Genomic DNA, 19,301 nt, shown 5'->3' with positions numbered 1-19,301 from the left:
CACCTTTTTGAACGCAGATAATCATTTATTTTAATTATGATTGTGTCTGAATTGGTCATAATCACTAATATCTGGTGATTATGACCAATAGCACACTGGTTAAAATAGTTGAGTGATAATAACTATTTGAATTTTAATAAATAAATGCCTGGCACGTCCCTTGCTATTCAAAAGAAGAGTTAAGTCAGGGCAACTTGCGAAGTTGGTTAATTTTTTGTTAATTTTATTAACTTTGAATTGGCAATAACTCTGTAGTTAGCAACCGAAAAAGCAAGGTACGCGCTGCTTTGACGTCTATTCAAATGTAATTCCCTCACCATCATGCTTACAGGGAGTCAAAGATTTAATAAAAGCATGGTGATGAAAACAACAATAAAAAAGGATTTTCGATGTTAGCAAAACCCGTATTACGTTGGCTTTTACCTTTCGTTGTCGTTGGTGGCTCTTATGCAGGATATGCCGCAATCGCCGCGACAGCTCCGGAAAAAGAGTCAACCAAAGATGCCATTACAGAGCCTACCGTTCAGGCTTCTTCTCTTTTTCCTACCGATCATAAAGTGGTGATAACCAGCCATGGTGAGTTAGTCCCTTTTGAAAAAACACACCTTTCCGCGCAAGTCAGTGGTGAAGTGATAAGTTGGCACCCTAATTTTGTAACGGGTGGGATCGTGAAACGAGGAGAAGTGCTGTTCACGATTGAAAGTGACAACTACGAAGCGTCGGTTTTGCAAGCCGAAGCCAATTTAGCTAGCGCACGTGCGAGCTTGATTGAGGAGCAAGCCAAAGCGGAAGTGGCAAAACGCCAGGCCAAGAGACTGAGCGATAAGCAAGTGACAGACCTGTATTTACGTAAGCCTCACGTTTTGAGCGCGCAAGCGCAAGTGAAGTCGGCTCAGGCGGCACTCAAACGAGCAAAAAGAGATTTAGAAAATTGCAAAGTCGTTGCACCTTACGATGCGCTGGTTGTTGAGCGTGATATTGGTGTTGGTCAATTTGTCACATCTGGCTCTCGAGTTGCCACGCTAAACAACATTGAAGTGGCGGAGGTGCACGTACCAATTGCCGGTTTTGATAGTGCATTTTTACCCGAATCCATTGGTGAGCTCACTGCGACAGTAACGCAGCAAGGTGTGTTTTCTACCACTAGAGAAGGTCGAGTGGTTCGTGATTTAGGCATGATTGATAGCGCTACCCGAATGATTAACATGGTCATTCAAATCGCGGACCCATATGGTATTGATAATCAGCAGCCTCCAATTAAATTTGGCTCCTACGTTGAAGTGAGTTTCACAGGTAAGGAGCTAAAGCATATCTATCGCCTGCCACAGGAATTAGTCAAAAATCGCACGGTATGGGTAGTGAATGGTGAGAATCAACTTCAACCTCGGACGGTAACGGTCTTGAGAGCAGAAGGTGAGTTTTTACTTGTGGGGGAAGGCTTAGAGCAAAGTGATAAGTTGGTACTTACCTTGCCGGAGTACCCTCAAAAAGGCATGGCGGTACAAATCGCAAAAAAGAGTGACGACTCCGAAACCGTCGTACAGTAAGTAGGAGTTTGTCATGGAAGATACTAAACAAAAGGGCTTAATTGCCTATTTTGCGAATAACCCCGTCGCTGCCAACCTTTTGATGGTGTTCATCATCATCATGGGTGTGGTGAGTTTTCTCTTTATTCAAAGGCAGATGTTTCCGAACATTGAGGTGAACTACATTGATGTTCGTGCGACTTATCCTGGCGCTTCACCTCAAGAAATTGAAGAAAGTATTCTCGTTAAGGTTGAGGAATCGATTAAAGATGTCACCGGGATTAAAAAAACGGTCTCAACGGCCTCTAGAGGTAGCGCGTATGTCTCTATCGAGGTAGACGTTAATGCTGATATCAAGCGTGTCTTGGATGATGTAAATCAACGCATTGATACTTTATCCAACTTACCTGCCGGTATGGAACCGATCAATGTCTACCAAGTTGAGTGGCGCCAAGATGTAATCGAAATGGGGTTAGTTGGGGACCGACCGCTTGAAGAGCTCAAACCCATTGCTAAGCAAGTCGAGGATGAATTACTTCAACTCAAAAATGTCATGTTGGTGTATTTGAGTGCACCAGAGGAAGAGATAGCGATTGAAGTTGATCCACTCGTTCTTCGTAAATACGACTTGACGTTGAGCGATATCAGCAGCGCGATCAGTCGTTATTCTGCCAACTTTTCTGCGGGCGAAGTCAAAACAAACTCAGGGATGATCGCAGTAAGGATTGAAAATCAGTACTACCGTGGTGATGAGTTTAGGAATATTCCTGTAAAGCTTGGCGCAAATGGTGCGAAGGTTTTACTGCAAGATATCGCCACGATCAAAGATGGCTTTACGGAAGAAGAGCGCTACTTTGAGTACTCAGGGCAAAATGCGATCTACATGTCTGTTGAAGCGACTCGTGATCAGAACATTATCCCTGTTGCCGAGTCTGTTCGTAATTATATCGAAGCAAAAAACAAGACATTGCCGCAGGACGTTAAGCTCAAAGTCTTAGTGGATACGACCTATTATTTAAATGGTCGTCTCGATATGATGTTGAAAAACTTGCTGCAAGGCGCTGCTCTAGTGGCGATTATGCTGACCATTTTCTTGCGATTTCGCTTGGCAATGTGGGTAATGATTGGGCTGCCAGTGTGTTTTCTTGGCGCGGTGATGATGATGCCTGCATTAGGGATCACGGTAAACATCGTATCTCTTTTTGCCTTCATTATGGTGCTCGGTATTGTTGTCGATGACGCCATCGTGATGGGAGAGAGCGCCTACAGCGAAATTGAAGAAAAAGGTGGTGGCGTCGAAAATGTGGTTCGCGGTGTCAAACGTGTTGCCACGCCAGCTACTTTTGGCGTTTTAACCACAATTGCCGTGTTTGCCCCTTTCTTGTTGTCTAGCGGTATTGACAGTGCTTTCTTCTATGGTATTGCGGGCGTTGTGATTCTTTGTTTGATCTTCAGTTTAATTGAATCAAAGTTAATCCTTCCTGCTCACCTCGCACATACCCACTTTAAGCCAGTTAAACCTGGTGGCTGGCGTGACCGATTTAACCAACGCTTTTTTGGCTTTGTAAACGGCACTTATCGTAATTTTGTCACGACATGTACGCATTGGCGCTGGACAGTGTTTGCTGTGTTTTGCGGTTTACTGCTGATCAGTGCGGCTTTGGTCAACGCGAATTATGTTCGGGTGATCCCTAACCCTAAAGTGCCTACTGATTATCCTGCGATCACTATTGAAATGAACGATACCGTTTCAAGTGAGCAAACAATCAGCGCTCTTAAGACCATCGAACGTGTGATGCAAAAAATTGAATCAGAGACCATCGCAGAACATGGTCAAGGCATGATTCGTGATGTGCTTTCGTACAACCGAAGCCGTACCGAAGGCCGTGTTTTAGTGCCATTGGTTGATGAGGAATTACGCCCGTTCAATACATTTGAACTTGCTCGACGTTGGCGTGAAGCTATGCCAGTTATTCCTGGAATGAAGAGCATCAAAATCCGCGAGCAGAGCGCGGGTGGCGGTGACAGAGATGAGTTTGGTTACTTGCTGTTTGGTTCTAATATTAATGAATTGAACGAGGCTGGGCGTTACTTGATAGAGCGTTTACAGCAGGAAGAAGGGCTATACGATATTTCATCTTCTATTGATTCAGGAAGCAAAGAAGTGCTCCTTTCTCTTGCGCCTGTAGCGTACGATCTCGGACTGGATCTCACCATGATCGCAGAGCAAGTGGGTGGCAGCTTCTACGGTGGTGAAGCACAGCGTCTTATTCGTGATGGTGAAGAAATCAAAGTTATGGTGCGTTACCCGCAACTGACACGTGAAGCATTTTCATCATTACGTTACGCTGTGATTACCACGCCAGCAGGTAAGAAGGTCATGCTGGGTGATGTGGTGAAGATCAACGAGCAGCCGGGCGTGAGTAGCATTCGACGTGAAGGCGGGTATCAAACCGTTTATGTCTATGGTTCGATAGACGAAGAATTGGTTGAACCTCAAGAAATCGTGAAGGTCATCGACGACAATATCTTACCGGACATGAAGCAAGTCTTCCCGAGTGTGAAAACGGAATTGGGTGGTGATATTGAAGAGCAGGCAGCGCAGCGTAATGAACAGATTCTGTTCTTTATTGCAGGCATGATCATCGTCTACATCTTGTTAGCCGTACCGTTAAAAAGTTATACCCAACCTTTGATTGTAATGTCAGTCATTCCATTTAGTCTGACGGGGGCGATTTGGGGCCACTTCTGGCTAGGTTTGGATATCAGTATGATGTCGACATTTGGTTTGATCGCCGCTGCTGGCGTGGTTATCAACGACTCTCTAGTTATGACAGATTACGTAAACCAAGTGAGAGAAAAGGGTATGAACATCAAACAAGCGGTGGTTGAAGCGGGCTGTGCACGCTTTCGAGCGATCACGCTCACCTCAATAACGACGTTTGCGGGTGTATTGCCGATTATGTTTGAAACGAGCTTGCAGGCGCGTTTTGTCATACCAATGGCTGTAGCTTTGGGCTTTGCGGTGTTGTACGCAACGGTTCTGACTTTAGTGCTGGTGCCTTGTTTGTATTTAATGCTTGAAGATATTAAAAATATTTTCAGATCGATTAAGGGGTTTATTCATCGCTTTATCAATCGTTTCAGAAAGTCGCCAGTGACGTCGAGCGTTGAAGTAAATATATAGAGTTAACAAGCTTGATGTTAACGATTAGGAGCAGCCTTCGGGCTGCTTTTTTATTTCTGTATTTTGATTCAAAGCAGTTCTAGAGTGGGTTGTTACGTAATTTATTCGATGAAAGAACAGCGAGAAAATCTCCTGATAAGTTATTCTTTTTATGAATACCTTTTGCGTGTTTGATTCTCTTGGTTAATTTAACACTTGGTTAGCGAAATTTACCAGATGGAGATAATGATGAATATATGGGCTTGGTTAAGTTATTGAAAAATAACAAAATAAAAGTTGGCATCGTATGTGCAATATATAAATTGTAATTAAAACGAACTGCTAATCCTCAAGGAGCTTATTATGAAAAGCGTATTTCTATCTACTCTAAGTCTTATTGTTGTAATGTCATCACCAATCGCTGCTGCTAACACTTTAGACAAAGAGGAGTGGAGCTCAGATTTACGTCAGGACTTTTCTGAAATGAAGCATGAAGCTGTAGCAGATATTCAGCAAATGAATATGGATGCCATCCACGCACGCGATGAGCGTATCGTGAAAAACATTAAAGATGAGCAAGAACAGTTAGTAAAGGTAACGTGCCACAAAGAGAAAGCAAGCAAGTCATAACCGCCGATAAAGAGACTAACAGACGAAAATGAATCCAATACGAGTTCAGTGCTAGTTAGCAGTAAGCACTGACCTTGTTGCTCTACTTGCCAGCCTTTTAAGGCTGGCTTTTTTGTTTCTCATTTCACAGGTGGAGCTCAGATCCTCAAGTTTATTATCAATAGTTGACGTGTTTGATGAGCGATCGCTGGATGGAGCGGATGTAACTTTTAAAAGTGTAGATTTCAGTAAACTGGAGGTGATGTTAGATATTTAAAATTTAGAAAAGATCCGATCTCCTTTTTGACCTTCATCATACCTTAGTATATGTCTCACTTTTATTTGAATAGGGGTTCGTAATGACTTGGGAGTTTATTGAAAGGAAAGAGGCTTTTGACTACATAGGGTTAAATAATAAGTCTGTTAATGAAATTGAACAATTCTTACATGGAAAAGTTAGACTTTCAGCTGCACTCTTTAGTAATAAAAAATTATATTTATCAAGACAATCTCTCATTATGCTTGCGTCTTTAAATGAGTATGATCAAAAGCAAGTGATCAAAGAAATGTATTTTCTTTCATCGAACCCAAGTGCACCGTCTGTAGTGAGGCACAAACGCAATCCATTGTTTCGAATATTTCGGACCAGATATCCCTTTAAAAATTACCATTACCTATTAACTTGCATGCTTAGAGATGGAAACGTTGTAATTCATGATATTGCTTTTGATGAAAGATTACATGGCAAGGATATCGCAAGACATCCAGAACAAAGAACCCAGATGTACCATGTAAAAAAAATAGAGGGTAGAGGAGGTGAATACGATGGAACACAAAGTCGCGAGGAAGCGGAGTTGCTTTTGGCTGAGTGGGATCACGCTAAGGCAAGTTCTACACATCAAGTTAACACGCTTCATGCTTCGGTAAATGGAATGCTGAATGGCTATCAGAAAGCCGCGACACTGATGGGAGTGCATACGCAGGTAGCTTATAAAGAAGACAAACCGACCGAATATACTTTATTTCACAACCCTTCAGATCATGCAAAATTAGATCTCATTGAATGTGTTTACGACAAAACTCGTTTTACTTCACACAATGCTCAACACCTTGCAGCAGTAATGAAACAATGTGCAGAGCAGGGTAAGCAAGTAAAATGGACAGTGCACAGCCAAGGTGCCATTATTTTTAACTCTGCTCTTGAGTATGTTAGAAAAAAGAACCCGAGCTTAAGACTATTGAATCAACAAATCGTTGTGCATGCAGGGGGAGCAAATACAACGAAGATAGGGAAAAATGCACAGCAGCTTGGCTTGAAAGTTAATTACGCAAAAACCAGAACTAATCCTTTTGATATAGTGCCAAATATTGCAGCGAGACAAACCCCGTTATCGACAAGTAGTCTTGTTCGCTGTTGTAAGTTCTTGGGGCTGGTAATGAATGGAGAGGTAACTGAAAGTCCGCATACATTACCCTATTTTGGAGTTGAATCTTATCGACGACAGCTAATGATGTCTGGTACTAACATGGCTAGTAAACGTTTAAAAGATGTTGATACATATTTAAAAAGTAAGAGATAGACATATGAGTTTTATTAAAATGTGTAAAGATGGTTTTAGAGGAAAGCCGGATTTCTCTAACTTATTACATAATGCGTTCCAGATAGATGACTTAGTGCTGTCATTTGAGTGTCCGAACAACATATATGAAGGACATGTATACCAGGATCTTGTTAATTTGGAACAGTTCGATGTTGAATCAAAAGTAGAGAGGCATGAAAGGTTTATAAAGTTAGCTACAGTATATTTTTTGTTTCAGAAAAAAATATTAAACCCTTTACTTCCTATTAACAAACAAGGTGGGTTATATCTTAGGCTACGGGTTAAATCTGCTGAAGAAGATATTAATAATATTAGTCAATTGTCTTCATTTTTAGAGAGAGAATATTATGATTTTTATCATGCCTCTGAGCAAAGTGAAGGCTCTATGAGGGGTTATCATACAGACTTGATGAAAGAATTGACTAAGCGTGCGAATAAACAATGGGGAGAAATTCCAGAAAGTGAAGGCCGAAAAAGAGAAAAAGAAGAATATTTAATTAGAGGTTTCTTAAGTGGTTATCCACCAATAAAGTGTGAGCTAGTTGAAGTTGGAAAAAATAAATATTCAAAATACTCAGAAGGTAATCTTAAGTATAAGAGTGAATTACGAAGAGTATACAATTTACCCATAAAAAATGAATTCTACCTGAGCATCGAGTTTTGGTATACGTACGAATCGATGTTTGCCAAGCAGAAATTTTTAGATTGGGTGAGAAGTGCTGATGAAACTTTTGAAAAAAAAGTATTGGAATTACTGGACTTGTCTCCGGTTATAGAATCGTATGCGGCTGGCAAGACAGAGATATTGAGCAAAGAAACTAACGCAGATTAAGCCCATTTCAGTAGGAAGAAAAAAGCCCGCGAAGAATGCTTTCACGGGCGAAAAAAGGGCACCAAATTGGGTGTCTATTCATTTTGGAGGTGGTCGAACGTCCATATAAAACTGACAATAGGCTTGGTGAGAGGCTTACCACCAGCGCGACCAACGGAGCTAAAGTTAACATTGTTGCAATGATTGTTAAAATGTTAATTCTTCAATCAATGTTTTCATTATCGTTAGTCTGGATTGTGAATATGTTGTTCTATTGTTCCTGGAATGCTTGACTGTCGAATTTGAATACATCATGAGATATAGATGGCCCTTTCTTTATCCATTTTGGTTATATAAATCTTGTCATATCACACTGCTAAATCTTCATTATTTTTAATAATTCGACATGGCTTACGCCATTTTGTTACTGGTGTGTTTGTTTTTCGATGGTCTCAAATTTGAGTTCACGTATAACCAGACAATTAAAGGAAAAGAGCAGCAGTTCGCTGCCCTTTATTGCTATAAAGACCGAAGGCTAATTCCAACGTAATAGCGTCCAATGTGATCGATTCGCGTGTTCTTTGAGGCGTGGGCATGGATTTACCAGGTAGGTGTAATCTGCGTATTCACATAAAGGCAAATCGTTGATTGAATCGGTATAGAAATGGATTTCAGAATAAGGCTCAAGCTGATTTTCTAGCCACTGTTTTAAGCGCGTGACTTTACCTTCACGATAACTAGGGACACCGTCGATTTCAGCAGTATAACGGTTGTCTTTCTCGATTAAATCGATGCCGAGTGCGGTTGGAATATTAAGACGGCGACCAACGGCTTCCACCAAAAAAGTGACGCTGGCAGAGATGATAACCATATCTATACCATCACGAGACAGTTGCTCAATCAGGGTTTTGGCTTGAGGAAACTGTTTAGCCAGAATATGGCTTTCAACACATTCTTCAACCAAGGCGTTTACTTCTTCAATCGGCATGTTTTCTAGTGGCTTCATGGAGAACGCTAGGTAATCTTCCATGTCCATTTTGCCTTCAGAGTACAAGGCCATTAGACGCTGATCTTCCTTAATAAATAAAGGATCAGTCGCGATGTCTCTCTCAACCATAAACTCGTTCCAAATCATTGCGCAGTCAGCGTTTATTAGGGTTTCATCCATATCAAAAACATACAAAGGTTTGGACATGTTTAGGCTCTCACTGGTTGAATTTCGTTTAGGTTAAAGAGTAGCTCTAGTTGGCTGCCATTCGCTAGTAAGCGTTCTGAAGAGCGGTTAAGCAAGTCAACAGTGAGCTCACACTCTTCAACGTTCACTTGGTAGCGAATAACATTACCTAGAAGCTGGTGGTTGGTGATCGTACCTACTTGTGGCGCTGAGATGTGGCTATCATATTGACGACCTTGCTCTTTTACATATATAGACTCTGGGCGAATCGCTACTTTCCATTCGGTATCAATATTGAAGAGTTGCTTGGCTTTATTGGCTTCTACAAGGTTGTAGTGCCCCATGAAACCGGCCACAAACTCGTTAGCAGGATGAGTATAAATTTCTTCAGGTGTTCCTGCTTGAACAATTTCCCCTTTACTCATTAGGAAGATACGATCAGACATAATCATCGCCTCTTCTTGGTCATGAGTTACGAAGATAGTGGTGAGATTCATCTCTTTCTGAATATCTCGGATTTGCTGACGAAGATGTTTGCGGATTTTGGCATCAAGCGCAGAAAGTGGCTCATCAAGCAATAATATGCGAGGTTTCACCACCAACGCTCGGGCGAGTGCGACACGCTGGCGCTGACCGCCAGAAAGTTGATGTGGATAGTGTTTTTCTTTACCTGCCAGATCCACCAGTTTGATGACTTTAGCTACTTCACGTCGAATATCATCATTCGCAAGCTTTTTCATTTTTAAGCCAAATGCAATGTTGCCTTCAACGGTCATATTGGGAAACAGCGCATACGATTGAAAGACCATCCCAATACCACGCTCTTGCGGGACTTGATGCGTGATATCTTCTCCGTTTACCCAAATCTCGCCGCCATCGACAGGGTTAAGCCCTGCAAGGCTGCGAAGTAGCGTCGATTTACCACAACCGCTAGGGCCCAAAAGCGTAATGAATTCACCTTGCTCGATGTTAAAGTGAATGTCCTCAAATACGGTGTTATCACCAAAACGTTTAGTCAGATTTTTCGCAGTGACGTAGCTCATTGTTTGACTCCTCGGCTGAAACGACTTGCCAACCAAGTCAGGAAAAAAATAAATAGGAAGTAGGTCATCACTAAGGCAGACGTGAAGTGGCCGCTTGTCTGACGCATGTTATACAAGTAGATTTGCAAGGTTTCATAACGTGTGCCGACCAAAATATTGGCGAACACAAACTCTCCCAATAGAAATGAAAATGAAAGGAAAAGCGATGCCATCAGCCCTTTTTTGAGGTTAGGTAAAATGACCATCAAAAACGCTTTGGTTGTGCTTGCCCCTAGCAAGTGTGCCGCGTCCATTAAATCATTAAGGTTAATTGCTTCGAAGCTATTGGAAATCGCACGATACATGAACGGTAACGCGATGGTGAAATAAGTGCCTATTAAAATCCAAGGGGTACCGATAAGAGATATTTCACTGTCAGCATAAAGTTGAAGCAAGCCGACGGACGACACGACTGGTGGTACAGCGAATGGTAGCAAAATCAATACGTTCATGAGCTTATCGAGCTTCGGAAAGTAGTAAAACACCACGAATATCGCTGGCAGAACCAGAATCACACTGAGGGTTAGCGAAGCAATACAAATAAACAGCGAACGCCTAAACGCTTGCAAGAAACGTGGGTCGGTCAGCAATTTAACGTACCAATCAAAAGTGAAACCATCCGGAAGCACCGTGGCGCCCCAGCGTGATGAAAGCGAATAGACAAAGGTCGCTAAAATCGGGATGAGCATGATCCCAACAATGGAATAAACCACCGTTTTATGGAATCGAGTATTAACGTTGTGCATGACTACTTCCTACCTGCATAGCTTTTCGAAATGAGCCATTGGTTAATCACTGTGATAAAGGCAAGTAACGCCATTAGAATCACCGAAATTGCAGCGGCGAGATTAGGTTCAAGGAACAGGTCTCCCGATACCAGACTCGCGATTCGAATTGTGATGACGTTATAGTTACCGGAGGTCAACGCATAAACACTCGCATATGCGCCAATCGCGTTGGCTATTAAGATAATAAAGGTACCGAACAAGGCTGGTGAGAGCACTGGCAGAGCGATTTTCGCCCAATACTGCGATGTTTTGGCACCTAGTAGCGCTGCGGCCGCTTGCCAATCATCACTCAGCGCGTCGAACGCAGGGTAGAGCAACAACACCGCCAGCGGGATTTGGAAGTAGATGTAAATGGCCAGCAGGCCCCATTTACCATAAAGGTCGAAATCACCGAGTAAGCCATACTGTTTGAGCAAAAGGGTAATTGCCCCATTGGTGCCTAAAATAATAATAAAAGCGAATGACAGAGGTACGCCTGCAAAGTTGCTGCTCATGTTCGTAAACGCAATCACACCGTCGCGGACTTTAGAATCGACTCTGCGTAGAGAAGAGACCAACAAAGTCGCAATGGCTAAGCCAAAAATGCTCGACCATACAGCTAACCACAAACTGTTGCCAAACGCCTGCATCATAAAGGCGGAGTCGAGCACTTCAATGTAGTTATCGAAGGCAAACTCGCCATCGTAGATAAAGCTGTTTAACAGTACCCAAATCATCGGTGCGAGTTGAAATAGGTAGAAAAACAGCGCGAAAGGCACCAACCAAATGGCTGGCTTAAAGCGCTTTAACCAAGTACTTGCCAAATTTGAGCGTGATTCGTTGGAGCTTGGGGAGAGGACAGAACTGCTCATAGTGCTAACAATTCCTGAGTGTATGGCTTCGTGTGGTCAAGGTTTAGCAATTGACAAACGGTGCCACAAATATCAGTTTGCTTAATATGACAATCTTGATGGGTAAACTTATCACCAATGACAAACAGGGGAACTTCTCGCTCTTCAGGTAAAATCCCACCGTGAGAAAGATCGTTGTTCATGCCATGATCGCTGGTCACAATGATTTGATACCCATCAGCAAGCCATTGATCGATATAGTTGGAAAGAATAATGTCTGCACCTCGCGCACAATTGCGGTATTGGCGAGAGTCTAGGCCAAACTTATGTCCTGTATCGTCGATATTCATCGGATGGATCAATAAGAAATCAGGTTGATAGTTGCGACGTAAATACTCTGCGTCCAGGAACAAGGCTTCATCAGGATAATGATCCCAATGGTAAAAGCAGCCGTGCTGGATATTCAGGGTTTCATCATGCGTGAAACGATCGCGAACAGGTTCAAATGGTGTGCGATTATAAAGCTCACTTACCCAGTGGTAGGCAGCCGCAGCGGTCACTTTTCCTTGGGCTTTTGCCAAACTGAAAATGGAATCGTGTTTGGATAGACGAACGATATTGTTGTTTACGATGCCGCTTTCTACAGGGCGAACGCCCGTTAAAATGCACTCATAAAGTGGGCGAGACATAGAGGGCAGCTCACACTGCACAGGATAAAGCGTTGCGCGAGTTTCTTGTTGGGAACGACTTTGTTCTAGAAGACCATTGAGGTAGCCCATGCAATCACGGGCTACCTGATAGTTCAGTCCATCTAGAACAACAAGGATGACCTTATTGCTCATAACTACTTACTCTTATTGCTGGTGGATTAAGACACTTTCTTGCCATTGACGTGGCAGCTTACGTGCGGACTTTTCCCAAGCTGAGAAGTCAGTCACTGGGTGAACATTGCTGTATTGGTCATTAGCAATTAGCTTGTCTTGCACTGCTTGAGGCAGTGTGATGTTAGTTCGAATTGGACGCGCATAACCTTCTGCTAAGTTGATTTGCCCTTGATCGCTGAAGATGTACTCACGAGCAAGCTTTGCTGCATTAGGGTTCTTCGCGTATTTATTGATTATGGTTGTATAACCAGAAATCACAGAGCCATCTTGAGGAATGCTCACTGTAAAGCGGTCGCGGTCAATTTTGTCGCGGTAGTTCAACGCATTGAAGTCCCACATGATCGCCACTTCCACTTCGCCTTTTTCTAGGTTGGCGATGTTCGGATCGGTAAATGAAAGACGACCTTGCTTCGCGAGTTCAGAAAAGAACTTGAGCGCAGGCTTGAGGTTGGATTCGTCCCCACCGTTGGCGAACGCTGCGGCGAGAACCGCGTTGTTTGCCTGTGCTGCTACGCCGACGTCACCTACGGTCACTTTGTAGTCGCCTTTTAATAGGTCATCCCACGTTTTTGGCGCGTCTTTTACGAGGTTATTGTTGGAGATAAAAGAAATAGTGCCAGTGTAAGCAAGTGCCCAATGACCATCTTTGTCTTTTGCCCAATCTGGAATGTCATTCCAAGTTGTTGGTTTGTATGGCTGAGTGACGCCTTTTTTAACCGCTACACGTGCGAAGGCAAAGCCTACGTCACCAATGTCTGCGGTCGCGTTTTTCTTCTCAGCTTCGAATTTTGCGATTTCTTGAGCCGAGCTCATATCCGTGTCTTGGTGCTTAAGGTTGTAGTTTGACTTTAAATCAGCCCAAGTGTCTTTCCAGTTCGCCCAACTGTCAGGCATACCTACACTGTAAACCGCCCCTTCTTTTTGTGCTGCGGTAACCAATGACTCAATATCGGCTTCTTTCGCTACTGTTGGTGCTGCAAGCGTTACCGCGATGATTGCCGCTGGTGCAGTAATTGAACGACTTAGCAAAGTTTTCATTGTCTCCATCCTTCTGGACTAGGTCAGTAAGTTCGCTTTGTATGCTATGGATGGAATGTGACGATTTAGCGCAAGTAATTTGACAGTTTTTATTAATTTCTATGGCACTTATATTTCATACGCTCAATATGTGTTCTGTTGATTAATGTCATATTTTTGTTACTTACACGCCTTATGTTGTTCATCAAATTATCGTTGGACTAGATCAGAATGAGAGCGACAGGCACCGGACAATTTGGTACCCAATTAGGAAAAATTAGAAGCAGCTTAAAGCAGCAGATTCTTTCCGGCATCATGTCGGAAGGACAAAAATTGCCATCAGAAAGAGAGCTCAGTGAACTATTTTCTACGACTCGAATCACTATCAAAGATGCATTGGTGTCTTTAGAAACTGAAGGCCTGATCTACCGAGAAGAGCGTCGTGGCTGGTATGTATCTCCGGAGCGTATCTGTTACAACCCGTTGTCTCGTTCTCACTTCCATCAAATGATTCGAGAGCAGCATCGTATTGCAGAAACCAAGTTACTCAACGTACGAAGTGAAATGGCTGCAGGTGAGTATGCCAAATCGTTAGAGGTTGAGCGAATTACCCCAATTTATGTGATTGAACGGTTACGTTTTATTGATGGGCGAGCGGTATTGTTTGTTGAGAACGTGCTCAAAGCGGCACTGTTTGAGGGTATATTGTCTGAGAACCTCACCATGTCCCTGACGGGTATTTATCGCGAGAAGTATGGTTACGAAACAAAGCGCTCTCGTTTTGATGTGATTCCAACGTCAGCACCTGCTCATGTCGCTAAAGCGTTGAACTTGGCTGAAGGACAACCCGTTCTGAAAATTCGGCGGGTAAACTACAAACAAGATGGCAAATTAATGGACTGCGAATTCGAGTATTGGCGTCCAGACGCCGTGATGATTCGTATTGATAGCGTAGGATAAAGCGCAGAATTAAAAAGAGCCCAATGAAGGGCTCTTTTTCGCATATTGGTTAGAGAGGCGGTTTAAACGAGGCCTTGCTCTTTTGCCATTTTACTTGCGATGCCAGGCGCTTTCCAAATGCTTGGCAGCAAAATGAAAGACACAGGCACGGCGGTAATTACAATGAAAGACTGCAATGCAGAAATACCACCAGAGCCCATTGAGATAAGCGCAATAGCGACAATACCCATCATCAAGCCCCAGAATGAGCGAATCACTGCGTTTGGTTCTGTTGAGCCCGTCATTACTACACTGATTGTGTAAGTCATTGAGTCACCCGTCGTCACGATAAATGTTGTCGTTAAGATCAGGAACAGAACCGAAATGATCATTGGATAAGGTAATTCACCCGTAATCGCTAGCAGTGCTGCAGGCAAGTTAAAGCCTTCAAACGCAGATGAAATCAAGCCAGGGTTATCAAGTTCAAACGCAAGGCCACTGCCGCCAACGATACTAAACCAGAAGCAAGTAATCAGCGGTGCTGCGATGCTAATAGACATGATCAATTGGCGAATTGTACGACCACGAGAGATACGAGCAATAAAGATCGCCATCATTGGGCCATAACCGATAAACCAACCCCAGAAGAATACTGTCCACCAGCTTAGCCAGCCCGTATCACCACGGTAAAGCGCCATTGGGAAGAAGTTATCTACCATGCGACCAACGCCTTGTACGTAGCCATCAACAATAAAGCTTGTCGGTCCAAAGAACAGGATGTAACCAATTAACAGCACAGACAAAATAATGTTGTAACGACTGACGATTTGAATACCTTTGCTCAAACCGCTTAGTGCGGAAAGGGTATACATCAGGATCGCTGCCATGATAACCATGCTTTGCGTTACGAACGTATCTGGCAGGCCAAACAATGAGTTTAGCGCGTAGCTAATTTGTAAACCTAAGAAGCCGATAGGGCCGATTGTTCCTGCTGCTACGGCAATAATGCTACATGCGTCAGCAACATCACCAATCCAGCCTTTAATGGCTTTATCGCCAAACACAGGGTAAAGCAGAGTACGCGGCTTAAGAGGCAGGCCTTTATCGTAATGCAAGTGCATTAAGACAATGGAAGATAGGCCACCAAGGATCGCCCAAGCTAAGAAGCCCCAGTGCATAAAAGACTGAGATAGAGCATTGATTGCGGCAGTTTTCGGTGAGGCTTCACCGTATAAAGGTGGGGCAGTCACAAAGTGCGCGATAGGCTCAGCAGCGGCCCAGAACACACCACCACCTGCAAGTAGGGTACAGAGTACAATTGACAACCATTTAAAGTTATCAATATCAGGTTTCGCTAGACCACCTAGACGCACATAACCAGTGCGACCAAACGCAAGAGCCAAACCAATAAGGAAATTCAGAAGAAGCAGTACTTGCCAGTAAGCTCCGAAATATTTAGTAGCAAAGCCGAAGCCGGTGTTAACCATTGCGGTTAGAGAGTCGGTATTCGTTAGGGCAAGTAAAACGAATAGAGTGAGGAAGCTACCACTTAACCAAAAGACAGGATTGGTGAGTTCGAGGCGCTTGAGCAGAGATGGGGGATGAATAGCAGAATAGTCAGCATCCTGAATAGGCGCTGTGTGGGAGGCGGCATTCGTCATATTTGACATAATTACTTCGCTTTTTAGGGCTATGAAGCCGTGCATTTCCCCTCACATCGTTTCGACGAAAAGTGTGAGGATGTTCAAAAAGCCGATGATGTTAACATGTCGAAGTTGCAAATATAACCTTAGATTTCGATTAATTTTTAACAGGTTAGCCAAGTTGCTGATTTTTGGGTAGAGATCAAAGGAAAGTGTTTTTACGTGAAGTGCACCGCATTTCGTATGTAAATAACATTTCCCTTGTTTTTGCATGGATTACTCAGGATTACATTGAGCAAACATGTTTCTTCTCCAAACTGAGGTTTACTCAATGGCTCACTTCGAACTTAATGGACAGTGGTTACTTACCTCGCCACAGCGTCCCGATATTGAAATTCCAATGTCTATTCCGGGCGATAATATTTCGGCGCTTTTGCAAGCAGAGCGCATTCCGGAACCTTATTTTGCCGATAATGAAAACAAAGTTCGTTGGATTGAAGAGTGTGAGTGGCATATCTCGCGTGAGTTTGAAGTCGACGCGTTTACGTTGTCTGCCAAGCAAGTTTGGATGACGCTAACTCGTGTCGATACCTTGGCAACTTTCTATATTAATGGTGAGCTAGCACTAACTTGCAGCAACATGTTTACTCAACAACGAGTTGATATCAAACCTTATTTAAAACAGGGCATAAATACTGTTCTTGTTCAATTCGCCAGAGTCGATATAGAAGGTGTGGAACGCGCCAAAAAATTGCCTTTCCCAATCCCTTCCGCAATGGGAAATAATCAAATTCCGCATATGAATTTGATCCGAAAAACGCAATGTCATTCCGGATGGGATTGGGGCATTTGCTTGATGGTATCGGGTATTTACGACCCCATTCAAATCGACATTGTGAATGAGCTTTGGCTCAAAGGCTTTTCGACAGAGCAGCATTGGCAAGCCGATGGGAGTGTGTTTCTTGATGTAGTAGTTGAAGTGGAAACGGACAGTCAACGCCATGAAATGATGGTTGAATTTAATGGCGAGCGTCAATGCATTCAAACAAAAGGAAGTGGTCACTATCATTGCCAGTTCCACATTTCGGACCCTCAACGCTGGTGGCCATCAGGTTATGGCGAAGCTTATCTTTACCCCATTACCATTTCTTGCAGAGAGCAAAAGTTAACGCGCAACGTTGGTTTGCGTCAGTTAACCCTAAATAACCAAGCTGATGAACATGGCTCTGCGATGGAATTCATCGTCAATGGCGTACCAATTAATGCCAAAGGTGCCAACTGGATCCCTGTTGACGCAATGCCGGGGCGAGAATGCGAAACACGTTATCGCAACCTTTTGCAAAGTGCGGTTGATGCTAACATGAACATGATTCGGGTATGGGGCGGTGGTCAGTATGAGAGCGAGATCTTTTACAATCTGTGTGATGAGCTCGGCTTGTTGGTGTGGCAAGACATGATGTTCGCATGTTCACTGTATCCATCTGATAATGACTTCTTAAAAGAGGTCGAAGATGAGCTTCGATACCAAATCTCGAGGCTTAAGGAGCACCCATCAATAGCACTTTGGTGTGGTGATAATGAAGTGATTGGTGCCATTGGTTGGTATGAAGAATCCAAGCACAATAAAGTCAAATACACGGTTAACTACGATCGCCTCAACCGCATGATTGAGCAGGTGATTACCGAACAAGATAGCGCTCGCCGTTTCTGGCCAAGTTCCCCGTGTAATGGTGAACTGGATTTCGGTGACGCGTGGCATGATGATAGTAAAGGCGATATGCACTTTTGGGACGTTTGGCACTCAGGAAAATCATTCAATGCCTACCTTGACGTGAATCCTCGTTTTTGCTCTGAGTTTGGTTTTCAATCTTGGCCATCTTTTGCAGAAGTTAAGCAGTTTGTCCCGGAGCAAGATTGGAATATCACGTCCCTAACCTTTGAACAACATCAGAAGAATCCTCGTGGTAACAGTATCATCACAGAGATGTTCACGCGTTATTTTCGTTTTCCTTCTGGATTCGAGAACATGCTGTATTTAAGCCAAGTTCAGCAGGCAATCGCGATCAAAACTGCGTGCGATCATTGGCGCGCCATTTCTCCAGTTTGTCGCGGCATGTTGTATTGGCAACTCAACGACAACTGGCCTGTCAGTTCTTGGTCTAGCTTGGAATACAGTGGTCGTTGGAAGCAGTTGCACTACCATGCAAAACGCTTTTTTGCGCCGCAGTATTTGGTATTTTCCGAGCATACAGGCAAGTTGAGCCTGCATTTGCTCAATGATGCCAAAGAGCCCGCAAGCGTCAACGCACTGCTCAAGTGGGTAGATTGGCAAGGGGAAGAAAAGCAATGTTGGAGCTTAGAACAAGCGGTCATAGCAGACAGCAATACGATTTTGTGGCAATTGAATGAATCGGTTGAGAAGGATGAACTTACGTCAGGCTTCTTCTATGTTGAAGCGCAAATCGGTGAAGACAGAATAAGCAACACATGGTTTTGCACTCATGAGCTGAAAACTTTGCCTATGGCAAAAGCCAATATTGATGTCTCTATTGAAGGAAGCCAAATTACATTGATTTCTGACAAGCCTACGTTTTTTGTTCATTTGGAAAGTGATGTTGATGGCAGGTTCAGTGACTCCAGTTTTACTCTGCTGACCAACGTTCCAATGACGGTTGAGTATTTAGGTGATGATGTTTTCGGCATGCAACAGTCGTTGAGGGTATACCACCTTAATGATTAAAACGGGCATAGAAAATCTATATGCTGATATCTGAGAAGGGGGCCTTTGCTCCCTTTTTAGTTATTAAGTATCCGTTATTAAGCTCAGGTTGAGACAGAAGTTTATTTAAGTTTCTGATGAATACGGTAGCCAACAACAAAACCTATGTAGAATAGCGCTGCGAGAGTAAGCATTGCCGTCGCGTACGCCAGTAGGCTGTTTAACCCTAAACCAAAAGCCAGAGTGAAGGCGATACCATGAATGGCTTCCGCAGGGATTCGGTACCAAGCAGCATGGACGGAAGATCCGAAGAGGATAAAGGTACTAAGTAAGACAATCGTGCCGCCTATAAAGCCGACCCATCTGCTGTTGTTCATGTTGTAATCTCAGGTGTTACCGAGGTAACGTAACAAAATATTTCAGAGCATGCATTATACAACCGAGAGAGGGTATAGGTGGTAGAAATATTTGCCTCACAAACTAAGAGGCCATCTAAGTGGCCTCTTTTTAAC

The 19,301-nt window shown here is 43.4% G+C and carries 15 protein-coding genes; 7 read left to right on the top strand and 8 right to left on the bottom strand.

Going from position 1 to position 19,301, the window contains the following annotated elements; genetic code table 11:
• The first annotated feature begins 389 nt into the window (after positions 1-389).
• The 5 genes from NL644_RS07160 (at position 390) to NL644_RS07140 (ending at position 7,734) form a co-directional block, all read left to right on the top strand.
• A complete protein-coding gene (locus NL644_RS07160; protein WP_006741362.1) occupies positions 390-1,547 on the top strand; it encodes an efflux RND transporter periplasmic adaptor subunit in 1,158 nt (385 codons plus the stop codon).
• Between the two features lie 13 nt (positions 1,548-1,560).
• Positions 1,561-4,713 carry an efflux RND transporter permease subunit gene (locus NL644_RS07155; protein WP_046873808.1) on the top strand — a complete coding sequence of 1,051 codons (3,153 nt, stop codon included), beginning with the start codon at positions 1,561-1,563 and terminating at the stop codon, positions 4,711-4,713.
• Positions 4,714-5,055: 342 nt separating this feature from the next.
• Positions 5,056-5,322 carry a hypothetical protein gene (locus NL644_RS07150; protein ID WP_046873807.1) on the top strand — a complete coding sequence of 89 codons (267 nt, stop codon included), beginning with the start codon at positions 5,056-5,058 and terminating at the stop codon, positions 5,320-5,322.
• A gap of 338 nt (positions 5,323-5,660) precedes the next feature.
• Entirely contained in the window at positions 5,661-6,881 is a 1,221-nt protein-coding gene (locus tag NL644_RS07145) for a hypothetical protein (protein WP_114323430.1), read from the top strand.
• A gap of 4 nt (positions 6,882-6,885) precedes the next feature.
• Entirely contained in the window at positions 6,886-7,734 is an 849-nt protein-coding gene (locus NL644_RS07140) for a hypothetical protein (protein WP_048624752.1), read from the top strand.
• A gap of 514 nt (positions 7,735-8,248) precedes the next feature.
• Here NL644_RS07140 and NL644_RS07135 read toward each other — a convergent pair.
• From NL644_RS07135 to NL644_RS07110, 6 genes are read right to left on the bottom strand one after another with little or no spacing between them, the layout of a single operon-like run.
• Entirely contained in the window at positions 8,249-8,908 is a 660-nt protein-coding gene (locus NL644_RS07135; protein ID WP_253658223.1) for an HAD family phosphatase, read from the bottom strand.
• 2 nt (positions 8,909-8,910) lie between these two features.
• Positions 8,911-9,930, bottom strand: coding sequence for an ABC transporter ATP-binding protein (locus NL644_RS07130; protein ID WP_005373862.1), 1,020 nt, complete (start codon positions 9,928-9,930; stop codon positions 8,911-8,913).
• Complete coding sequence (locus NL644_RS07125) at positions 9,927-10,715, bottom strand: ABC transporter permease (protein ID WP_114323428.1); 789 nt, start codon at positions 10,713-10,715, stop codon at positions 9,927-9,929. Before NL644_RS07125 ends, NL644_RS07130 begins: the two co-directional genes overlap by 4 nt.
• Positions 10,716-10,717: 2 nt before the next feature.
• Positions 10,718-11,608, bottom strand: coding sequence for an ABC transporter permease subunit (locus NL644_RS07120; protein WP_114323427.1), 891 nt, complete (start codon positions 11,606-11,608; stop codon positions 10,718-10,720).
• Entirely contained in the window at positions 11,605-12,429 is an 825-nt protein-coding gene (locus NL644_RS07115; protein ID WP_114323426.1) for an alkaline phosphatase family protein, read from the bottom strand. Before NL644_RS07115 ends, NL644_RS07120 begins: the two co-directional genes overlap by 4 nt.
• Before the next feature lie 12 nt (positions 12,430-12,441).
• Positions 12,442-13,509, bottom strand: coding sequence for an ABC transporter substrate-binding protein (locus tag NL644_RS07110; protein ID WP_104970226.1), 1,068 nt, complete (start codon positions 13,507-13,509; stop codon positions 12,442-12,444).
• 210 nt (positions 13,510-13,719) lie between these two features.
• Between NL644_RS07110 and NL644_RS07105 the strand changes: the two genes are divergently transcribed.
• Positions 13,720-14,448 (top strand): UTRA domain-containing protein, encoded by a 729-nt coding sequence (locus tag NL644_RS07105; RefSeq protein ID WP_085569182.1) that lies wholly within the window; start codon positions 13,720-13,722, stop codon positions 14,446-14,448.
• Between the two features lie 62 nt (positions 14,449-14,510).
• Here the strand turns inward: NL644_RS07105 and NL644_RS07100 are convergent, their stop codons facing one another.
• Entirely contained in the window at positions 14,511-16,097 is a 1,587-nt protein-coding gene (locus NL644_RS07100; RefSeq protein WP_005392697.1) for a BCCT family transporter, read from the bottom strand.
• A gap of 304 nt (positions 16,098-16,401) precedes the next feature.
• Here NL644_RS07100 and NL644_RS07095 point away from each other — a divergent pair, with 304 nt between their 5' ends.
• Positions 16,402-18,810 carry a glycoside hydrolase family 2 protein gene (locus NL644_RS07095; protein WP_114323521.1) on the top strand — a complete coding sequence of 803 codons (2,409 nt, stop codon included), beginning with the start codon at positions 16,402-16,404 and terminating at the stop codon, positions 18,808-18,810.
• A gap of 101 nt (positions 18,811-18,911) precedes the next feature.
• Here the strand turns inward: NL644_RS07095 and NL644_RS07090 are convergent, their stop codons facing one another.
• The gene (locus tag NL644_RS07090; RefSeq protein WP_046875806.1) at positions 18,912-19,166 is read right to left on the bottom strand and encodes a hypothetical protein; all 255 of its coding nucleotides are present in this window, start codon (positions 19,164-19,166) and stop codon (positions 18,912-18,914) included.
• Between the last annotated feature and the right edge of the window lie 135 nt (positions 19,167-19,301).

Origin of the sequence: Vibrio sp. Y10_XG_PY6 (assembly GCF_024181795.1) — a bacterium.
GTDB classification, from domain to species: domain Bacteria; phylum Pseudomonadota; class Gammaproteobacteria; order Enterobacterales; family Vibrionaceae; genus Vibrio; species Vibrio diabolicus.
This window is presented reverse-complemented; position numbering and strand designations above follow the sequence as displayed.